General features: G+C 42.6%; 14 protein-coding genes. 8 read left to right on the forward strand and 6 right to left on the reverse strand.

Annotated elements, in window-relative coordinates; translation table 11 throughout:
- Positions 1-29 precede the first annotated feature (29 nt).
- The 4 genes from MTF68_RS15195 to MTF68_RS15210 all read right to left on the reverse strand — a co-directional run bounded on the left by MTF68_RS15195 (position 30) and on the right by MTF68_RS15210 (position 5,542).
- Positions 30-1,190, reverse strand: coding sequence for an HDOD domain-containing protein (locus MTF68_RS15195; protein WP_024032033.1), 1,161 nt, complete (start codon positions 1,188-1,190; stop codon positions 30-32).
- A 46-nt stretch (positions 1,191-1,236) separates the two neighbouring features.
- Positions 1,237-1,818, reverse strand: coding sequence for an aminodeoxychorismate/anthranilate synthase component II (locus tag MTF68_RS15200; protein ID WP_004588186.1), 582 nt, complete (start codon positions 1,816-1,818; stop codon positions 1,237-1,239).
- Positions 1,819-1,946: 128 nt separating this feature from the next.
- On the reverse strand, positions 1,947-4,220 hold the full coding sequence (locus tag MTF68_RS15205) for a bifunctional diguanylate cyclase/phosphodiesterase (RefSeq protein WP_248462951.1): 2,274 nt from the start codon (positions 4,218-4,220) through the stop codon (positions 1,947-1,949).
- Positions 4,221-4,552: 332 nt separating this feature from the next.
- Positions 4,553-5,542, reverse strand: a complete 990-nt coding sequence (locus tag MTF68_RS15210; RefSeq protein WP_248462952.1) for a zinc-dependent alcohol dehydrogenase family protein — start codon at positions 5,540-5,542, stop codon at positions 4,553-4,555.
- 301 nt (positions 5,543-5,843) lie between these two features.
- On the opposite strand from MTF68_RS15210, the gene MTF68_RS15215 reads away from it, so the two are divergent.
- Entirely contained in the window at positions 5,844-6,083 is a 240-nt protein-coding gene (locus MTF68_RS15215) for a YdcH family protein (protein ID WP_004588182.1), read from the forward strand.
- Between the two features lie 144 nt (positions 6,084-6,227).
- Here the strand turns inward: MTF68_RS15215 and MTF68_RS15220 are convergent, their stop codons facing one another.
- Complete coding sequence (locus MTF68_RS15220) at positions 6,228-7,055, reverse strand: SDR family NAD(P)-dependent oxidoreductase (protein ID WP_248462953.1); 828 nt, start codon at positions 7,053-7,055, stop codon at positions 6,228-6,230.
- Positions 7,056-7,361: 306 nt separating this feature from the next.
- Here MTF68_RS15220 and galE point away from each other — a divergent pair, with 306 nt between their 5' ends.
- From galE to glpD, 7 genes are all read left to right on the forward strand, one after another.
- On the forward strand, positions 7,362-8,375 hold the full coding sequence (galE, locus tag MTF68_RS15225) for a UDP-glucose 4-epimerase GalE (RefSeq protein ID WP_248462954.1): 1,014 nt from the start codon (positions 7,362-7,364) through the stop codon (positions 8,373-8,375).
- 1 nt (position 8,376) lies between these two features.
- Complete coding sequence (locus tag MTF68_RS15230) at positions 8,377-9,441, forward strand: UDP-glucose--hexose-1-phosphate uridylyltransferase (RefSeq protein ID WP_248462955.1); 1,065 nt, start codon at positions 8,377-8,379, stop codon at positions 9,439-9,441.
- Positions 9,431-10,579: a galactokinase gene (gene galK, locus MTF68_RS15235; RefSeq protein ID WP_054983390.1), complete on the forward strand. Its 1,149-nt coding sequence runs from the start codon at positions 9,431-9,433 to the stop codon at positions 10,577-10,579. The genes MTF68_RS15230 and galK overlap by 11 nt, the downstream gene beginning before the upstream one ends.
- A gap of 19 nt (positions 10,580-10,598) precedes the next feature.
- Complete coding sequence (locus tag MTF68_RS15240; RefSeq protein WP_248462956.1) at positions 10,599-11,600, forward strand: Gfo/Idh/MocA family oxidoreductase; 1,002 nt, start codon at positions 10,599-10,601, stop codon at positions 11,598-11,600.
- Between the two features lie 31 nt (positions 11,601-11,631).
- Entirely contained in the window at positions 11,632-12,960 is a 1,329-nt protein-coding gene (locus tag MTF68_RS15245) for a dienelactone hydrolase family protein (RefSeq protein WP_248462957.1), read from the forward strand.
- Positions 12,961-13,165: 205 nt separating this feature from the next.
- On the forward strand, positions 13,166-14,668 hold the full coding sequence (glpK, locus tag MTF68_RS15250; RefSeq protein ID WP_039972273.1) for a glycerol kinase GlpK: 1,503 nt from the start codon (positions 13,166-13,168) through the stop codon (positions 14,666-14,668).
- 201 nt (positions 14,669-14,869) lie between these two features.
- Positions 14,870-16,375, forward strand: a complete 1,506-nt coding sequence (glpD, locus tag MTF68_RS15255) for a glycerol-3-phosphate dehydrogenase (RefSeq protein WP_096041020.1) — start codon at positions 14,870-14,872, stop codon at positions 16,373-16,375.
- A 71-nt stretch (positions 16,376-16,446) separates the two neighbouring features.
- On the opposite strand, the gene MTF68_RS15260 is transcribed toward glpD, so the two are convergent.
- The gene (locus MTF68_RS15260; protein WP_248462958.1) at positions 16,447-17,403 is read right to left on the reverse strand and encodes a 2-dehydro-3-deoxygalactonokinase; all 957 of its coding nucleotides are present in this window, start codon (positions 17,401-17,403) and stop codon (positions 16,447-16,449) included.

Consider the following 17,403-nt stretch of genomic DNA (forward strand, 5'->3'; position numbering starts at 1 on the left):
GATATAAGGACCGGCGAGTAAGCTGCTTTTTAGTCAATTTGAATAGCAAGGTTGGTAAAATTGCTTGTTTCGAGAGCTTTTAGCTCATTTTTAGTGAATTGATGATACGAAAACCATGCCTGCATTTCATCTTGTTCAATAAGTTGGTGCTGTTTTAGGTTTAAATACTGCGAATAGCATCGCGCTTTAAGCATTACTTCACTCATAGGGAAAACATCACTACTTTGCTCAATACCATGAACAAGTTGCGCCATAACATGATTAAACGGCAAAAACTTAAAAGCCATTTTTCGAATAACTTTAGCACTTAACTCAAGCGACTTATTACTTAACAACGTGGTTAAAAATAAGGGATCTGGCTTTAGCTCCAACAATGCCGTGTGTAAATCTTTTTGCTGTGCTTCACGTGCTATTTGCACTTTGCGTTGCCATACCTGTTCAAAGGTTTTTAAGTACAAGCGTACTAAGGCAATACGCCCAACATCTATAAGCATGCCCAGTGTAAACGCATGTACAGGGTTTACATCGTTAAGCTCTGCAATTTTTTGCGCCGCAATTGCATTGGCCATGGCGGCATCGCGCAGGCGGCGCTTTAATAATGGAAATGGCTCTGTGCTGTGTGGCATCCAATGGCGCATAGCAAAAGTAGGAATTACCAATTGTAAGTTATCAAGGCCAATATAGCGCAGTGCAAGTGCGGGGCTGTCTACTTTAACTGAGGTACTTTTGCTGCGCTGCTTTCGGTAGTAAGGCAGGTTTACCAATGACACTAATTCGCGGCCAAGCCAACTAGAATCATTTACCAATGGCTCTAAACGCCCAACACTTGCCGACTTAACCGCCAGTATATCTAGCATGGTAGCAACGTTATCTTCTATGCCTATGGTGTTTTGAATAACAGCATCCATATCTTCTAATTGCTTAAATATGGCTGTTTCTATTACTTTATGGAGTTGTTTGCTCGCTTGTGCTCGGTACTTATGATGCGCGGTGCTACTTTGCTGGCGTTTATGCTGTGCGGCAACTTCTACTTCTAATAAAGTGCGTTGCTTCATTGGTTCGCCATAATCAATTTCCAGCGTATGAATAAAGCCAATTTGTTGATGTGCAAAACTATGGCCAAGCAGCAAGTCGTGAGCACGCTGGTCAAGCATTGAGGCTATTCGCTTTTGCGACGCAAGTTCAGTCATAAAGTCCATTCAGTATAAGTCTTACCATTCGGTGGTTACTGTAAGGTTAGAAGCGAGATAAAAAGTTAGCAAGCAATTCGAGCCCTTGAGTTGTTAAAATAGCCTCGGGATGAAATTGCACACCTTCAAGAGCAAGCTCTGTGTGAAGTAGCCCCATAATTTCGTCAAACTCACCTTGCTCGGTTTGGCTCCATGCGGTAATGGCTAATTCACTCGGTAAACTGTGTTTTTCTACCACCAGCGAGTGATAACGACACACAGTAAGCGGGTTTTCTAAACCGGTAAATACCCCCTTATTATTATGAACAATAGGTGAGGTTTTACCATGCATGACTTGCTTAGCACGTATAACCTTGCCCCCTAGCGCTTGCGCTATAGTTTGATGCCCTAAGCAAATACCCAAAATAGGGTAAATGCCTTTTAGCTGCTCAACGACATTGAGTGACACACCCGCTTCGTTTGGCGTACAAGGCCCCGGAGAAATAACAATATGCTTGGGGTTAAGTTGCTTAATTTGCGCAACAGATATTTCGTCATTACGCTTTACCAGCACCTCTTGGTTTAAGCGCTGAAAGTATTGTACTAGGTTATAAGTAAACGAATCGTAGTTGTCGATCATCAACAGCATTACACAACGACCTTATTTAATAATGTAGTGCTCTTTGCTCACATGTGTGGCTTGTAAAATGAGCGATAGAAGCTTTTATAGAGCCATTCTATCACTAATAATTACCCAACATACATTAGCAAAACGCCTTAAAAACTTACGCCTTTAGCTAAAAATGCTTCAAATTCGTTTGCTGGTATTGGCCGGCTTAACAAGTACCCTTGAATTAGGTCGCAGTTATACTCTTTTAGTTTTTCAAGTTGGGCATACTCTTCTACGCCTTCGGCGATAATATCGAGCCCTAAGTTTTTAGCTAATTGGCAAATACTCAGTACTAAAGCCTGATCCCGTGTGTCAGTGGCCATATTGCGCACAAACGACTGATCTATTTTTAATTTATTAACCGGAAAACGCTGTAAGTAACCCAGCGACGAATAGCCCGTACCAAAGTCATCAATTGATAAGCTAATACCCAGTGCACTCAGCGCCTGCAGTACTGAAATACCAAACTCTTCATCGTCCATAATGGCGGTTTCGGTAATTTCTAGCTCAATTAAATGTGCGGGCACGTTAAAGTGCGCCAACCGCTGTTTTATGCTTTGCACAAAGTCTTGCTGTGTAAATTGCCTTGCCGATATATTAATAGCCAAGCGGATATTTAAGTTTTGCTGATGCCATTTTTTAGCTTGGGCAAAGGCACTATCAAGTATCCATTCGCCTAATGGCAATATAAACCCGCTGTGCTCGGCAATAGGAATAAACTGCGCCGGAGAGACAAACTTCCCATCATCAAACCACCTAATTAAACATTCGCAGCTGTTTATAGTTTGCGATTTAAGGTGCATTTTAGGCTGAAAATAAAGCTCAAACTGCTGCTTTTCAATGGCGGTATCAAGGCGCCGAGCAATATGCAGCTGCTGGGCGTGCTTAACTCCGCTTTCGGTATCAAAATGAGCGTAGGGAATATTACGTTTCACCGCCTCTTCTAAGGCAATATTGGCGTGCAGTAGCAGCGTTTTATAGTCATTACTGGTTGGGTAGCGTGTTACACCGCAGTTAAAGCTCATACGCATTTCACCGTACGGTGTGCTAATAGCTTGGCTTAAACGGCTTTGTACGCCTTTGAGTAAGTCATCTAGGGTTGTTGAGCAATCTTGCTCGGTATAAATAACCACAAAGTTAGCATCGGCAATGTGGTAGAAGGTCAGTTTGTTTTTGCTTTTTAACTGCTGAGAAAATTTATTAGCACTGCGCGATAAGTGCATAGCAAAGGCATTTATACACTCGTTAGCCCCCGATAAGCCATATTGCTCAAGCAATAGCTTAAAGTGGCTTACATCAATCAGCATTAAACTAAAAAGCTGCTCAAGCGAAATTAGCTCATTGGTGTATGTTTCTAAACTGGCTTGGTTAGGCAACTTTGAATACGGGTGATGAAAGGCTAAATACTCTAATGAGCGCTCTGCCTCAAATTGCTCTGTTACATCGCGTATGTGTATATCAAAGGCATCTATTTCTTGCAGCCAATGTATTTGGTAAGTGAGGTAATGGTTATCTAGCTGTGTATAAAAACGCTCAACATGACTAGCCGACTGCTTAGTGTCTATTAGTTGCTGCTTTATATTAGGGCTTAGTAATGCAATGGGCGTACTGTGTTTATCGCTTACATACGCTTTATGCATAGCAATAGCGGCAGGGTTACAGTAGTTAAGCTCAAGATTGGCGCTTAAACTCACAATTGGGTTAGGGTTGCGCGTTGGAAATAGCGCTAAACGTTCGTTACGGGCACTAAGCTTTATAAATTTAGATGCGTAACGCCCTGTATAAATGCTTACCAGCACTATGGCAAACGTAAACAAAAACACAATATTGACTGTGGTGTGCAGGTTGCTTTCGGTGTCTTTGTAGCCGCTATCAACCGCATTTGAAATAACCGTTTCTGCATTTGTTAAGTGCCCCATCACTTGGGCTTGCAGTTCGGTGAGTTGCTCTAGTTGCTCTCTGGCTAAATCCCAACTAGTGCTGCTGCTTGATAAGTTTTCGTGTAATTTAAGTGCTAAGTCTAAACCACTTTTAAACTCATCACTTAAGCTGCTTTCTAGCGCTAATGTGCTGTGGTTTTGATCTAGGTTTTTTATTAGCGCAAGTATACGTACATGGTTTTCTAAAAAGTCGATTAAATAAAGTTCACGCTTACTCGTTGCGTAATACTCATATAATAAGCGCTCTTGCTTTACTAGGTAGGTTTCGATTAATCGAATATCGCGTAGCGCCGGAATTTGTTGTTCCATTAAGGTCGATGAGGTGCGCTTAATGGTTTCTGCCTGATAATAAACCATCGCAGACAGTACACAGCCTACCAGCACAATACCGATATAAAACTGCTTAGCTTTACTGGCAAATTTATTAGTGAATATTTTCATATAAACGCTTGCTCTGACCCTAAAATATTAACAACTCATTTTAAAACGTAATTATATACGATTAATAAAAGCACTATTGTTTATATTTGGTTATAAAAAAGGGTGTACAAACGTTAATCAGGCGGGCGTAAAAAAGAAAGAGGCCGGCGAGGATGCCGACCGTAATGATACCAATCCGCAATAATACTTAATCATTTTTAGGGGCTAAACGTGTCGCTATCTACGTTAAAAAATTCTCATTTAGAGCAACTAAATAGCGAATTTTTTGCCTTGCTATCAACACGCTTTTCCATCCTCAAAATAGCTCACTTAATTATGCGGATTGGTATAATTTATTGTACAGAAATAACAACTTTACCCATAGCTTGGCCACTTGCTAAGCGGTCATGCGCTTTAGCAGCTTCTTCTAAACTAAAGTCTTGCTCATCAAGTACTGGGCGCATACCACCTGCTTCAACAATTTGTGCAAGTTTAGTCAGTTTGTCGCCGTGGTCTTGACGGTTAAAGTCGTGGATCATTGGAATAAGCATAAAGATTACGTTTAACGATAACCCTTTAAAGTGTACTGGGCTTAAATCTACTTCTAATAAAGAAAGCGTTGTAGATACCTGTGCATTTAGCTTTGCTGCAGCAAATGAGTTAGTCAGGTTACCACCACCTACTGTGTCAAATACCATGTCAAAGCCAATATTATTTGTGTGCTTTTCAACGTATTGCTCTACGGTTTCGTCTTTAAAGTTAATGCCTGTAGCGCCAAAGCTTTCTATTAGTGCTAGTTGCTCTGCGTTACCGCCAGTTGAGTAAACATCAGCGCCAAAATGCTTAGCTAGTTGTACTGCTAAATGGCCTACACCACCTGCGCCGCCGTGTACTAATACTTTTTGGCCTGCACTTACACTTGCACGTGTTAAGCCTTCAAGTGCTGTAATACCTACAAGTGGAATAGCGGCTGCTTCTTTCATGCTTAGGTTTTTAGGTTTGTGAGCAATTAAGCGCTTATCAGCAAGAATAAACTCAGCAAGTGCACCTGGTAAATCGCCTAGTCCACCAGCACAACCATATACTTCATCGCCTACTGCAAATTCTGTTACACCTTCGCCAACAGCTTCAACGGTGCCTGCAAAGTCCATCCCTAAAATGCCCGGTAGTTTTGGAGCAAAGGGTAAGTCAGCACCCATTTGACGAATCATCATATCAATTGTATTTACGCTTGTTGCGGCAATACGAACTAACACATTACCTGCTGTTACTTGTGGTTTTGCAACCTCAGCTGCTACAAACTCTTCAGTGCCACCAAAATTATTAATTGTCATTGCTTTCATGGGTATTGCCTCTGTTATCTGTTGATAAGTAATTGTGTAATGAAGCTTCATTGTAGACACACCCTTTACAAATGATAATAAGGCTAAACATACAATCAGTTTCAAAATAATATTTATAATAGAGTTTAAAAATCACTCCATCACAGTTTAAAAGTAGCCATTAAACAAAATGCTACCCAGTCGCTGCGCTATATCAATTTAAGCTAGCTATGGTTGATTTATTATTGTCTAAGCCCCAGAGTAATATATGAAAAGGTAGTAATTCACTTAAGTAACTCATTTATCCTACTAAGGAGCGAATATGTTAGGCGAAGACCACTCACTTACCAATGACTTTCCACAGTACCTAAATACCATTGCAGAGCTAAATAAAAGCGACACAGAATTTGCTAAAAAGGCAGATAAATACGACAAGCTAGATAAAGAGATTCGTGTTTTAGAGCTTAAAGATGCGCCCATTAGCGATGAGCAAATGAATCAACTAAAACATGAGCGTTCAGAATTAAAAGATTGGTTGTACGAGCGTTTACAACAAGAGTAATGTTGCACACAAAAAAAAGAGTTCACCGTTAGGTGAACTCTTTGACGATCAACAAAGGGTAAAACATTTAAAGCACATATCGGCTTTATAAAAAACAACTAGGCTTTATAAAGCATGTGTGAATTTTTTCGCGTTAATTTGCTACTAGCTATCAGCATTTAGCTGAGCAAGCAAGCTATCTAACGTATCAACTAACTGCTGATTTTTAGTAGGGTTGAGCGCATCTGGATGTGGCGGTGCAAAGCGCTCTGCATCGTTATCGAAATAAAGGCCAGTGGCATCTTTAAATTCGTCACTTAATGCGGCGCGGCAAAAAATATCAGCGCCTAGTTTTAAGTCGCCACCAGCAAGCCCGTAAGCATCTTTTACCATTTTACTACCTAGTAACGACTTAGGGTTTACCGCAACGACTAACGGCCCGCTGCCTTTAAGTGCTAAACCTAAATGACGCGACCACATAGTAATAGCCAATTTGCTTTGCGCGTAGGCTGCGCTATCTGATAGCGGCTTTTTGCCCACTAACGAGTCAAAGTTAACGCTGGTTTGTGCAGCCGATGACACGTTAACCACACGTGATTGCGTGTTCATTACAGGCAGTAACTCTTTAGTAAGTAAATAAGGCGCTAACGTATTAACTGCAAACCGTGCATCTAGCCCATTTACAGTAGTGATATTTGCCAATTTATAAACACCGGCGTTATTAATAACTACATCAAGTATTTTATTCGCGTTTTGTAAGTCGGCTAACACTGACTGAGCCAAGGTGTTTACTTGCGCCATATCGCTTAAATCGGCAATGTAGGTGGCTGTGCTTGCTTGCGGGTAATCAGCGTTTAAGCTTGCTTGTACAGTATTTAACTTGTCCTGGTTGCGGCCATGTAATAATACAGTATGCCCTTGCGCTAACAACATTTTTGCGGTCTCTAGGCCAATACCGTCGGTGGCACCGGTTAATAAAATTGTTTTTTTCATGTTGAACGTTCCTTTTTGTATTAAGACTTTGGCCATTGCATTAACGACAAATTACACACGCATTAGCTCACTGCTATTTATTAATAGTACCACCACTTTTAGCGACTAATAATTAGTGGCTCAGTAGAATCAGTTTATAGAATTAATTGATAAACCTTTGCGCCCTTATTAAGTAGGTATAGCCATTGTGCCTTTGCTTGGGTGAATTTTAAGCTTTTATTTGAAATAACGGGCAATCATAGCTATTGTTTTTAAATTACCTTAATAGTAGTATTTATCATATAAATACACTTTTCGAGAAAACACATGAAAGTTTTAGTTACAGGCGGTATGGGTTATATAGGTAGCCACACATGTATTGCCCTTCATGAGGCAGGCATTACCCCAGTTATTTACGACAACTTATCTAACGCAAGCCCCCGTGTGCTTGATCAACTCGAAAAAATTACCGGCACCCGTTTTGAGTTTATTTTAGGTGACATTCAAGACGAGCAGCAGTTTAAACTTGCGCTTAAACACACCCAAGCTGAGGCTGTATTTCACTTTGCAGCACTTAAAGCGGTAGGTGAATCAACCGAGCAACCACTGCGTTATTACCAAAACAATGTGTCGGGCACATTAAGCATGCTACAAAACATGCAAGAGGTAGGCGTTAACCATATTATATTTAGCTCATCGGCCACTGTGTACGGCGAGCCAGACTACCTACCTATTGATGAAAAACACCCTATACGCGCTACTAACCCATACGGTTGGACCAAAGTGATGGTTGAGCAAGCCATACAAGACGTATGTAATGCCAACAGCCAATTTATGGGCATTGCTCTTCGCTACTTTAACCCTGTTGGTGCGCACCCAAGCGGCTTATTAGGCGAAAGCCCAAATGGTATCCCAAATAACTTAATGCCATTTATTGCTCAAACTGCGGTAGGTAAACGCGAAGTGGTGAATATTTTTGGTGACGACTACGACACCAAAGATGGCACCGGCGTGCGCGACTATATTCACGTTTTAGATTTAGCTAAAGGCCATGTAGCGGCCTTTATGCAACACAAAACAGATACCGCCTTTCATGCTTACAACTTAGGCACAGGCCAAGGGTATTCGGTGCTTGATATGATCAAAGCATTTAGCGCATCAGCCAATAAAGATATTCCTTATAAAAGTGCACCGCGCCGAGCAGGCGATATTGCCTGTAATTACGCCGATGCCACAAAAGCGCAAACCACCCTTAACTGGCACGCAGAACTAACACTGAGCGACATGACTAACGACACATGGCGCTGGCAAACTAATTACCCAAGTGGGTTGGAGAGTTAACATGGCTTTATTAGAAAGTACTCACAGACGTAAAAACCCGCTAACGGGACGCTGGGTATTAGTATCACCGCATCGTAATAACCGCCCGTGGTTAGGCGCTACAGAAGCAGTAAACGAAAGCGTACTACCAAAACACGATGAAAGCTGCCCACTTTGCCCAAGCAACACCCGTGCAAATGGCGACAGCAACCCAGATTACAAATACACCCATGTATTTAGAAATGACTTTGGCGCACTTACCCCTAATGAGAGCGAGCAATCGCAAAGCTTGGACTCAGACAGCGATTTATTTATTGCTGATGAAGCAAGCGGCGAATGCCGTGTGATTTGTTTTTCACCAGAGCATAACAAAACACTGCCAGAGCTTGAGCACGATGCCCTGCACGAAGTAGTAAAAACCTGGAAAGACAACTACACAGAACTTGCACAACACTATGAATGTGTTCAGGTATTTGAAAATAAAGGCGAGATCATGGGTTGCTCGCAACCTCATCCACATGGCCAAGTATGGGCGCATTCGCACTTATCAACCGAAATAGAAGCCGAAGACACCCAGCAGCTTGCTTATTATAAAAAGCATGGCAGTGCGATGCTTGCCGATTATGTGCAAAAAGAGCAAGCAGATAAAACCCGCGTCGTATTTGAAAACGAGCACTGGCTTGTGGTGGTGCCATTTTGGGCAGCATGGCCGTTTGAAACACTGCTTGTAACTAAAGATAACATTCAAAACTTTAGCCAGCTAAACGATGCGCAAACAGACGCCTTAGCACAAGCGCTTAAAGTATTAACCACTAAATACGACAACGTATTTAATTGTAGCTTCCCGTATTCTATGGGATGGCACAATGCACCGGCTAATCGTGGCTCAGATGAGCAACATTGGCGCTTACATGCCCATTTTTACCCGCCGCTACTTCGCTCTGCCACCGTTAAAAAACACATGGTTGGCTACGAAATGTTAGGCGAAAGCCAGCGCGATTTAAGCGCAGAAACAGCTGCCTCTATTTTACAAGCAGCCAGTACCACACACTACAAAAAAACAGCAGGACACACAGATGACGCTTAACGATTTTCAACAACACTTTTTATCACTGTACGGTGCGCCTGCTCAAGGTATTGCTGCAGCACCTGGGCGTGTAAACCTAATTGGCGAATTTACCGATTACAACGACGGCTTTGTATTCCCGTGCTCGTTAGAGTTTCGTACTCAAGTTATGTTTAAAGAGCGTGACGACAACATCATTACTGTGCATTCGTTAAATTACCCAGGCGAAAAAGACAGCTTTAGTGTTGATGAAGACATCAGCGAAGGGCAATCGCAATGGGGTAACTATATACGTGCCGTGTCATTTGTACTAAAGCGCGCGGGCCATACTTTACGCGGCGCCGATTTACTTATTGACAGTAACTTACCGCAAGGCAGTGGCTTATCTTCATCGGCGGCATTAGAAGTGGCCATTGGTGGTATGTTTAACCATATTGCACAGCTTGGCTTAAGCGAAGAAAAAATTGCCTTACTAGGTCAAGAAGCCGAAAACGACTTTATGCATTGCCAATCGGGCATTATGGATCAGCTTATTTCGGCAAAAGGCGAAAACGGCCATGCGCTTTTAATTGACTGTGAAAATCTAGCGACTGAATCAGTAAAAGTACCCGATGATTTAAACATTGTTATTGTTAACTCTAACTACCCACGTAAATTGGTAGATAGCGAGTACAACCAACGTCGTGTTGACTGTGAGCAAGCAGCTGCAAAAATGAATGTAGCCACGCTTCGTAAAGCCACCATGGACACGCTTGAAGCAACTAAAGATGCACTAAGCGAAAACGAATACAAACGTGCACACCATGTAATTAGCGAAAACGAGCGTGTAATTGCAGCAACTAAAGCGCTGCAAAATAACGACATTGATACGCTGCGCGAGCTAATGGCGGCATCGCACCAATCGCTTAAGCATTACTTTGAAGTAACCGTACCAGCAACCGACGGCCTAGTAGAAATTTGTAAAGAAGCGATGGGCGAACGCGGTGCAGTACGTATGACCGGTGGCGGTTTTGGCGGTGCGATTGTGTGTTTATGCCGTGATGCAGAAGTACCACTTATCAAAGCAGCGGTTGAGCAGCACTACTTTGAACGTTTTAATTTAAATGCCGACATTTACGTATGTTCAGCAGGTTCAGGATTACAAATTACGTCTTTTTAAACATCATTAAGGAATAAGCATGGCAAAGGTTAATTGGGGTATTATTGGGTGTGGCAATATTGCTCACACCTTTGCTAAAAGCATTGCGCATTGCGCTAATGCACAGCTTATTGGCGCTGCATCGACCAGCGAGCAACGCGCAAAAGAATTTGCCACACACTATTCAGTTAAAGGCTATGAGAGCTACCAAGCCCTTATGCAATGCCCACACATTGACGCCATATATATTGCTAATACCCACGAGCAACACTTTAAAACTATTGCGCAATGCTTAGTGCACGATAAGCATGTACTCAGCGAAAAGCCCATTACTGTTAATGCACAGCAACTCATAACCCTTAGCCAGTTAGCCGAGCAACAAAACTGCTTTTTAATGGAAGGTGTATGGATGCGCTTTTTACCTGCCATAGTAAAACTGCAGCAGTTATTAAGCGAGGGCGTAATAGGTAAAGTACACAGTGTTAATGCCAACTTTAGCCTTGCGGGCAACTTTGCTGACTCACACCGTTTAATGAACCCAGCGACCGCAGGTGGCGCATTGCTTGATTTAGGTATTTACCCTATATCAATTGCCGATGTGGTATTTAATAAAGCCCCTGAACAAATTAAATCATTAGTACATAAAAGCACGACCGGCGTAGATGAGCGCAGTGTAACCCTTATAAATTACGGCCAAGGGCAATTTGCGCAGCTTAGTAGCGCGTTACAACAAAATGGCCCTACCGAAGCCTGTATTTTAGGGGAGCACGGGTATATTCGCATTGCTGAATTTGTTGGTGCACAGTCGCTAGAGCTTCATTTAAACGCCCAGCAAATGCAGCAGTTTGATTTTAGCTTTAATGACGATGAAAACTTTAAATTTGAAATTGCTCACGTTAGCGAATGTATTTTACAACAACAAACACAAAGCAATGTATTACCGCTCAGCACAAGCCTGCGGGTAATGCACATAATGGATACGCTTCGTGCGCAGTGGCAGCTTAAATACAGCGATAGCGTTGAAGCCCATGAGCTAGATTAATAATAAAAAATACACACAACAAGGATACACAATGACAACCACACACACGTTAAAGGCGCTTTCAAAAGCCTTGCTGCTAGCAACGGGCTGCTTAACAGCAAGTACTGTTTTTGCAGATCAAACAACGCCAGAGCAACTCTACCCACCTTTAACCAGCGAAGTACTTCCTGAACTTGCTGCTAAAGGTAGTTACAGCGTTGGCGTACAAACGCTTGATTTAATAAATCCCGCGCAGTTTGACCCTGCAACCCAAGGGGAAAAAGATCGCCCTTTAAAAGTAGAAGTGTGGTACCCAGCAGCAGACAGTGCAAACGTACCCTTAACCAGCTACAGCGACATAACCCGTACAGGTAAAGCGTTTACCTTACAAGCCGATGCCATGCAAGATGTAGCCATTAATAACAAAGAGCACTACCCTGTTATTGTGCTCTCACACGGTTATACCGGCTATCGTACAATTATGTATTACTTGGGCGAACATTTAGCATCGCATGGGTACATTGTGGCAGCCATAGATCATACCGACTCAACCAATGCAGATGTTGATTTTAAAAATGCGCCGTTTTCGGGCTTTTTTAGTACCCTTATAAACCGATCACGCGATCAACAATTTGTACTTAACTACTTTAACGAACAAAACAACTTTGCCAGCAAGCAAGTAGATAACAAAAGCGCAGGCATAATTGGTTACTCTATGGGTGGTTTTGGCGCGGTTAATACAATTGGTGGCTGTTATGACTTTAACGAGCAAACCACTGCAATGTTTACCGGTATAAAAGATTCGGCGCAAATTAAACAAGTGCAGCAATTACTTAATAGCTGTGCGGGTGGGCAATATAAAAACCCACAAGTAGATACACGCATTAAAGCCATGGTGGCCTTTGCGCCTTGGGGCGGGCAACATAACTTATTTAATGCCAGTGCTATGCAAAACATTAAAGTGCCTTCGCTTTATGTAGCGGGTAGCTTAGATGATATATCCGGTTATGAAGGCATTAAAAACCTATATAACCAAACGGGCAGCCCCGACAAGTACCTGCTTACTTACAAAAATGCGCGCCATAATATTGCGCCGCACCCTGCTCCTGCTATTGCCAAACGTAGCAGCGAATTAGATATAGGCCATTACTACGAGCCATCGTGGTCAATGCGCACCCTAAACGAGACCAACAAACACTTTGTACTTGCTATGATGGACTGCCACGTAAAAGGCATTACCAGCCAATGTGAATACCTAGACTTACCACAAAATGGCGACCAAGCTGTGGTTAATGGTAAGCCACTACCAGCATGGCATGGGTTTGATAATCGTTTTTCTACTGGTATGGATTGGCAACAAGCTAAACCGCGCACCAAGTAACACAAACTTTGGCGGCTATTTTTATATTTAGCCGCATACGCACTTAAAATAATGCTGCTATAAAACACCTGTTATTTAAAAGAGTTAGCAAATAAAAACAGCGTGCTTATTTTTTAAACGGCTATTTTAAGAAAAAATCATTGCCATTAATGTAAGTTAAAGGCAATCTAGTCATATATAAGATAAGATAAATAACACAAATATCATGTCAAAATACATACTCTCAATTGATCAAGGAACCACAAGCTCTCGGGCCATCTTGTTTACAAAAGATGCAGACGTTTTTGGCTCAGCACAACAAGAATTTTCGCAGCATTTTCCGCAAAATGGTTGGGTAGAACACGACCCTAACGATATTTGGCAAACCGTGCTAAGTACCAGCCGCGAAGTATTAGCAGATAAAAACGTTAAGCCTGAAGAAATTATTGCCATTGGTATCACCAACCAACGTGAAACCACTTTAGTGTGGAACAAAAAAACCGGCAAACCTATTTATAACGCCATTGTGTGGCAAGATCGCCGCACCAGCGATTACTGCGAAAGCCTAAGCACTGACGAGCTTTGCCAAACCATAAGCGATAAAACCGGCTTACTGCTAGACCCGTATTTTTCGGCCACTAAAGTACGCTGGATTTTAGACAACGTTGAAGGCGCACGCGAACAAGCCCTTGCAGGTGAACTGGCGTTTGGTACCGTTGATACTTACTTACTATGGCAGTTAACCGGTGGTAAAGAGCACCGCACCGACGCCACCAATGCATCACGCACTATGTTATTTAATATTCATACTCAGCAATGGGATCAAGAACTACTCGATTTATTCGAAATTCCTGAATCTATGCTGCCCCAAGTGATGGACTCAGCCGACGAATTTGGCTCAACCAGCGACGATATTTTTGGTGCACCTATACGCGTATGTGGTATTGCCGGCGATCAGCAAGCAGCCCTTGTTGGCCACGCATGTTTTGAACAAGGCATGGCAAAAAGTACTTACGGTACGGGCTGTTTTTTAATGCTGAATACCGGCGAAAAAGCGCTTACCTCAGAAAACCGCTTACTAACCACGGTGGCTTATAGGCTAAATGGCAAACCAACATATGCCATTGAAGGCAGCATTTTTATGGCAGGCGCCACGATGCAGTGGATTGTTGAAGGCTTAAAACTATTAAGCCATGCCGGAGAGAGCGAATCGTTAGTAAAAGATGTACCGCTTGATCATGGGGTATTTTTAGTGCCTTCGTTTACAGGTTTAGGCGCGCCCTACTGGGACCCTAATGCACGTGGCGCTATTTTAGGCTTAACCCGCGACTCTGGCATTAGCACCATTGTTGCTGCTGCGCTGCAATCGGTTGGGTATCAAACCAAAGACTTACAAAAAGCAATGGAACGTGATGGCTTACGCCCAAGCGTGTTACGGGTAGATGGCGGTATGGTTAAAAATAACTGGGTACTGACCTTTTTATCAAACATTTTAGGCGCAACGGTAGAGCGCCCAACAGTGACCGAAACCACCTCTTTAGGCGTAGCATACTTAGCAGGCTTACAAACCGGTGTGTATGAGTCAACTGAGCAATTAGCAAAAATGTGGACCTGCGACCGTCGCTTTGAGCCAACAATGAGCGCTGACGAACGTAACGATTTATACGCAAAGTGGCAGCACTGTGTAGCGCAAGTTTGTCTCTCTAGTGACGATAGCAAACAAGCGTAATACGCCCAGCCGCTAATTAAAATTAGCGGCTTACAAAACACCGGCAACAGCGTTTAAATGGCGCGTTGTACGCTGTATGTTTTAAAAAGATCAGGATTAAAAATTAACAAGCAAAAAGCGCGGTTATCTATTGTCAAATAAGAGCCGCAGCTTTATGATGTTATATGTCTTATTTATATTACAAATAAAAAGGTTAGCTCGGTGGAATTAGCAGATAACGAATACGACCTACTCGTCGTCGGTGGCGGTGTAAACGGCACTGGAATAGCAGCTGATGCAGCAGGCAGAGGATTAAAAGTTCTATTGTGTGAACAATCAGACCTTGCCAGTGCAACGTCTTCAAATAGTTCTAAGCTGATCCACGGCGGTTTACGCTACCTTGAACATTACGAATTTAGATTAGTAAAAGAAGCCTTGGCTGAGCGCGAAGTGCTGCTTAAAAATGCCCCGCATATTATGTGGCCGCTTACCTTTAGGCTACCGCACCAATCGCACCTACGCCCTGCATGGATGATCCGCATTGGCTTATTTATGTACGACAACCTAGCTAAGCGCGAAACACTGGCTGGCTCGCGTGGCATTAAGTTTGGTGAAAACAGCGTATTAGAACCTTCAATTACCAAAGGGTTTGAATACTCAGATGGCTGGGTTGATGATTCACGTTTGGTAATTTTAAACGCCTTAGCTGCCCAAAACAAAGGCGCAACCATTGCTACGCAAACCAAGTGTGTAAGTGCAAAACGCATCGATAACCAATGGCAGGTAACGCTTGAGCAACAACAAACTAAGGCACAACAGACTATTAAAGCCAAAGGTATTGTTAATGCAGCAGGCCCGTGGGTTGCAAAATTATTTGACGAAGCACTGATAGAAAAATCGCCACAAAATATTCGCCTTGTTAAAGGCAGCCATATTGTGGTGCCGCGTATTCACGACGAAAAACAAGCTTACATTTTACAAAATAAAGATCAGCGCATTGTGTTTGTTATACCGTTTGAAGATGACTACTCGCTAGTAGGCACCACCGATGTTGAACACAAAGGCGCAGCGCAAGATGTAAAAATTAGTGATGAAGAAATCGATTACTTAATCGATATTACTAACAGCTACTTTAAAAACCACATTAAACGCGAAGACATAGTACATACCTTTTCGGGTGTGCGCCCACTGCTTGATGACGAATCAGTGAATGCACAAAAAGTAACGCGTGATTACAAGTTAGAGCTTTCAAGTGAAGGCAAACACACACCACTGTTAAGTGTGTTTGGTGGCAAAATTACCACCTACCGTAAACTTGCCGAAGCTGCAGTGAATAAGCTTGAAGAATTTTACCCACAAATGAGTGAAGCATGGACCAAACACAGCGCCTTACCCGGTGGCGATTTTAGCTCGGTAGAAGCGCTGACCAATGAGCTTAAAGCGGCTTATAGTTGGTTACCAGAAATCACTCTTAAACGCTTTGTACGTACCTACGGGACTCGTGCAAAACTAATTTTAGGCAGTGCAACCCAGCTCAGTGATTTAGGCCAAGACTTTGGTCATGGCTTATTTGCAGCAGAAGTTGATTACTTACTAAATGAAGAATGGGCGGGTAACGCTTACAATATTTTATGGCGCAGAAGCAAACTAGGGCTGCGCTTTAATGAAGCACAAGTGGCAACGCTTAATCATTATATTACGCAAAGCCAAGCGGCTAAAACAGCTTAACAGCAGCTTTAGCCCTTACTTAATTTAAGAACTAGCCCCCAATAATTGCACAATCAATATTGGGGGCTTTTTTATATTTGCTTGGTTTTATTACTATTAAATAAGTAGTTAAAACCACTTAGCGTAGCCTCTTTTACGTCAAACTCTAAACATTGCACACCAATGCAATTTAACGCATGGGTAAAGCAGGTATTTAGTTGCTCTGTGCCAATAACCACCACTTTAGAATTATTCACTAATTGCCACTCACTGGCATGGCGTGCAGCGCGTACATCACTACCAATAAGCACGCCCGACAAGTATGCCTTGGCTTGCACTGGTGTTAACTCTTTTGAAAGCTGGCGCGTACGGACACTAAAAATACCGTGCGCCAAATTACCGCTGTCACTGCCTAACGTGAGTTCACAGCCTTGCTCAAATGCATGCCAATCAAACTCCCCCGCTTCACAGTCGTTAGGAATAAGTACACTTTGATGACATAGCAAGTCGTATAATTCGCCGGTCATTGCGGTTTTAAAACAGATAATTTGACCATCTTTTAACAGCACCCATTTAGTATGGGTACCGGGTAAACAAATGAGTACGTTGCCGAGCTGATAGGCCGGGTTTTGTTTTAAAAAACCTAATATTTGCAGCTCTTCGCCGCGCATTACATCAAATAAATTGTTTTGTAATGTGCATTTTGTACCAGGCAAAGCACTGACTTTATTACCTGCACAATCAAAATTAATTGCGCCACTAAGCAGGCTTTCGGGGTTTATGGGGCACGCTAAATAAGGGGTTTCTTTCCAGCCAATACTTGAGGTGATTTGCCCTGCCATATAAATAGGTAAAACGCCGTATTCGCTGGTCCATGGTGCAACGACACCAATTAAAGTATGTTCAAAGTTTTGTTTATCTCTAATCACACCTGGGCCGTCGCGCTGAGCAATTAAAGTTAACTGCCCTGTGGTATTTACGCTGCATAAATAGGCGCGTAAATGACTCGTGCCCCAATCTACGGCTATAAAAAGGTTTAAGTGCTGCAA

Origin of the sequence: Pseudoalteromonas sp. 2CM37A, assembly GCF_023161885.1 — a bacterium.
Lineage (GTDB): Bacteria > Pseudomonadota > Gammaproteobacteria > Enterobacterales > Alteromonadaceae > Pseudoalteromonas > Pseudoalteromonas atlantica.

Bases quoted from the DNA above. Each gene is read 5' to 3' on its own strand.
- MTF68_RS15240 (WP_248462956.1), top strand. From the start codon at position 10,599: ATGGCAAAGGTTAATTGGGGTATTATTGGGTGTGGCAATATTGCTCAC.
- glpK (WP_039972273.1), top strand. From the start codon at position 13,166: ATGTCAAAATACATACTCTCAATTGATCAAGGAACCACAAGCTCTCGG.
- galK (WP_054983390.1), top strand. From the start codon at position 9,431: ATGACGCTTAACGATTTTCAACAACACTTTTTATCACTGTACGGTGCG.
- MTF68_RS15205 (WP_248462951.1), bottom strand. From the start codon at position 4,220: ATGAAAATATTCACTAATAAATTTGCCAGTAAAGCTAAGCAGTTTTAT.
- MTF68_RS15245 (WP_248462957.1), top strand. From the start codon at position 11,632: ATGACAACCACACACACGTTAAAGGCGCTTTCAAAAGCCTTGCTGCTA.
- MTF68_RS15215 (WP_004588182.1), top strand. From the start codon at position 5,844: ATGTTAGGCGAAGACCACTCACTTACCAATGACTTTCCACAGTACCTA.
- MTF68_RS15230 (WP_248462955.1), top strand. From the start codon at position 8,377: ATGGCTTTATTAGAAAGTACTCACAGACGTAAAAACCCGCTAACGGGA.
- MTF68_RS15195 (WP_024032033.1), bottom strand. From the start codon at position 1,190: ATGACTGAACTTGCGTCGCAAAAGCGAATAGCCTCAATGCTTGACCAG.
- MTF68_RS15210 (WP_248462952.1), bottom strand. From the start codon at position 5,542: ATGAAAGCAATGACAATTAATAATTTTGGTGGCACTGAAGAGTTTGTA.
- galE (WP_248462954.1), top strand. From the start codon at position 7,362: ATGAAAGTTTTAGTTACAGGCGGTATGGGTTATATAGGTAGCCACACA.
- MTF68_RS15220 (WP_248462953.1), bottom strand. From the start codon at position 7,055: ATGAAAAAAACAATTTTATTAACCGGTGCCACCGACGGTATTGGCCTA.
- MTF68_RS15200 (WP_004588186.1), bottom strand. From the start codon at position 1,818: ATGCTGTTGATGATCGACAACTACGATTCGTTTACTTATAACCTAGTA.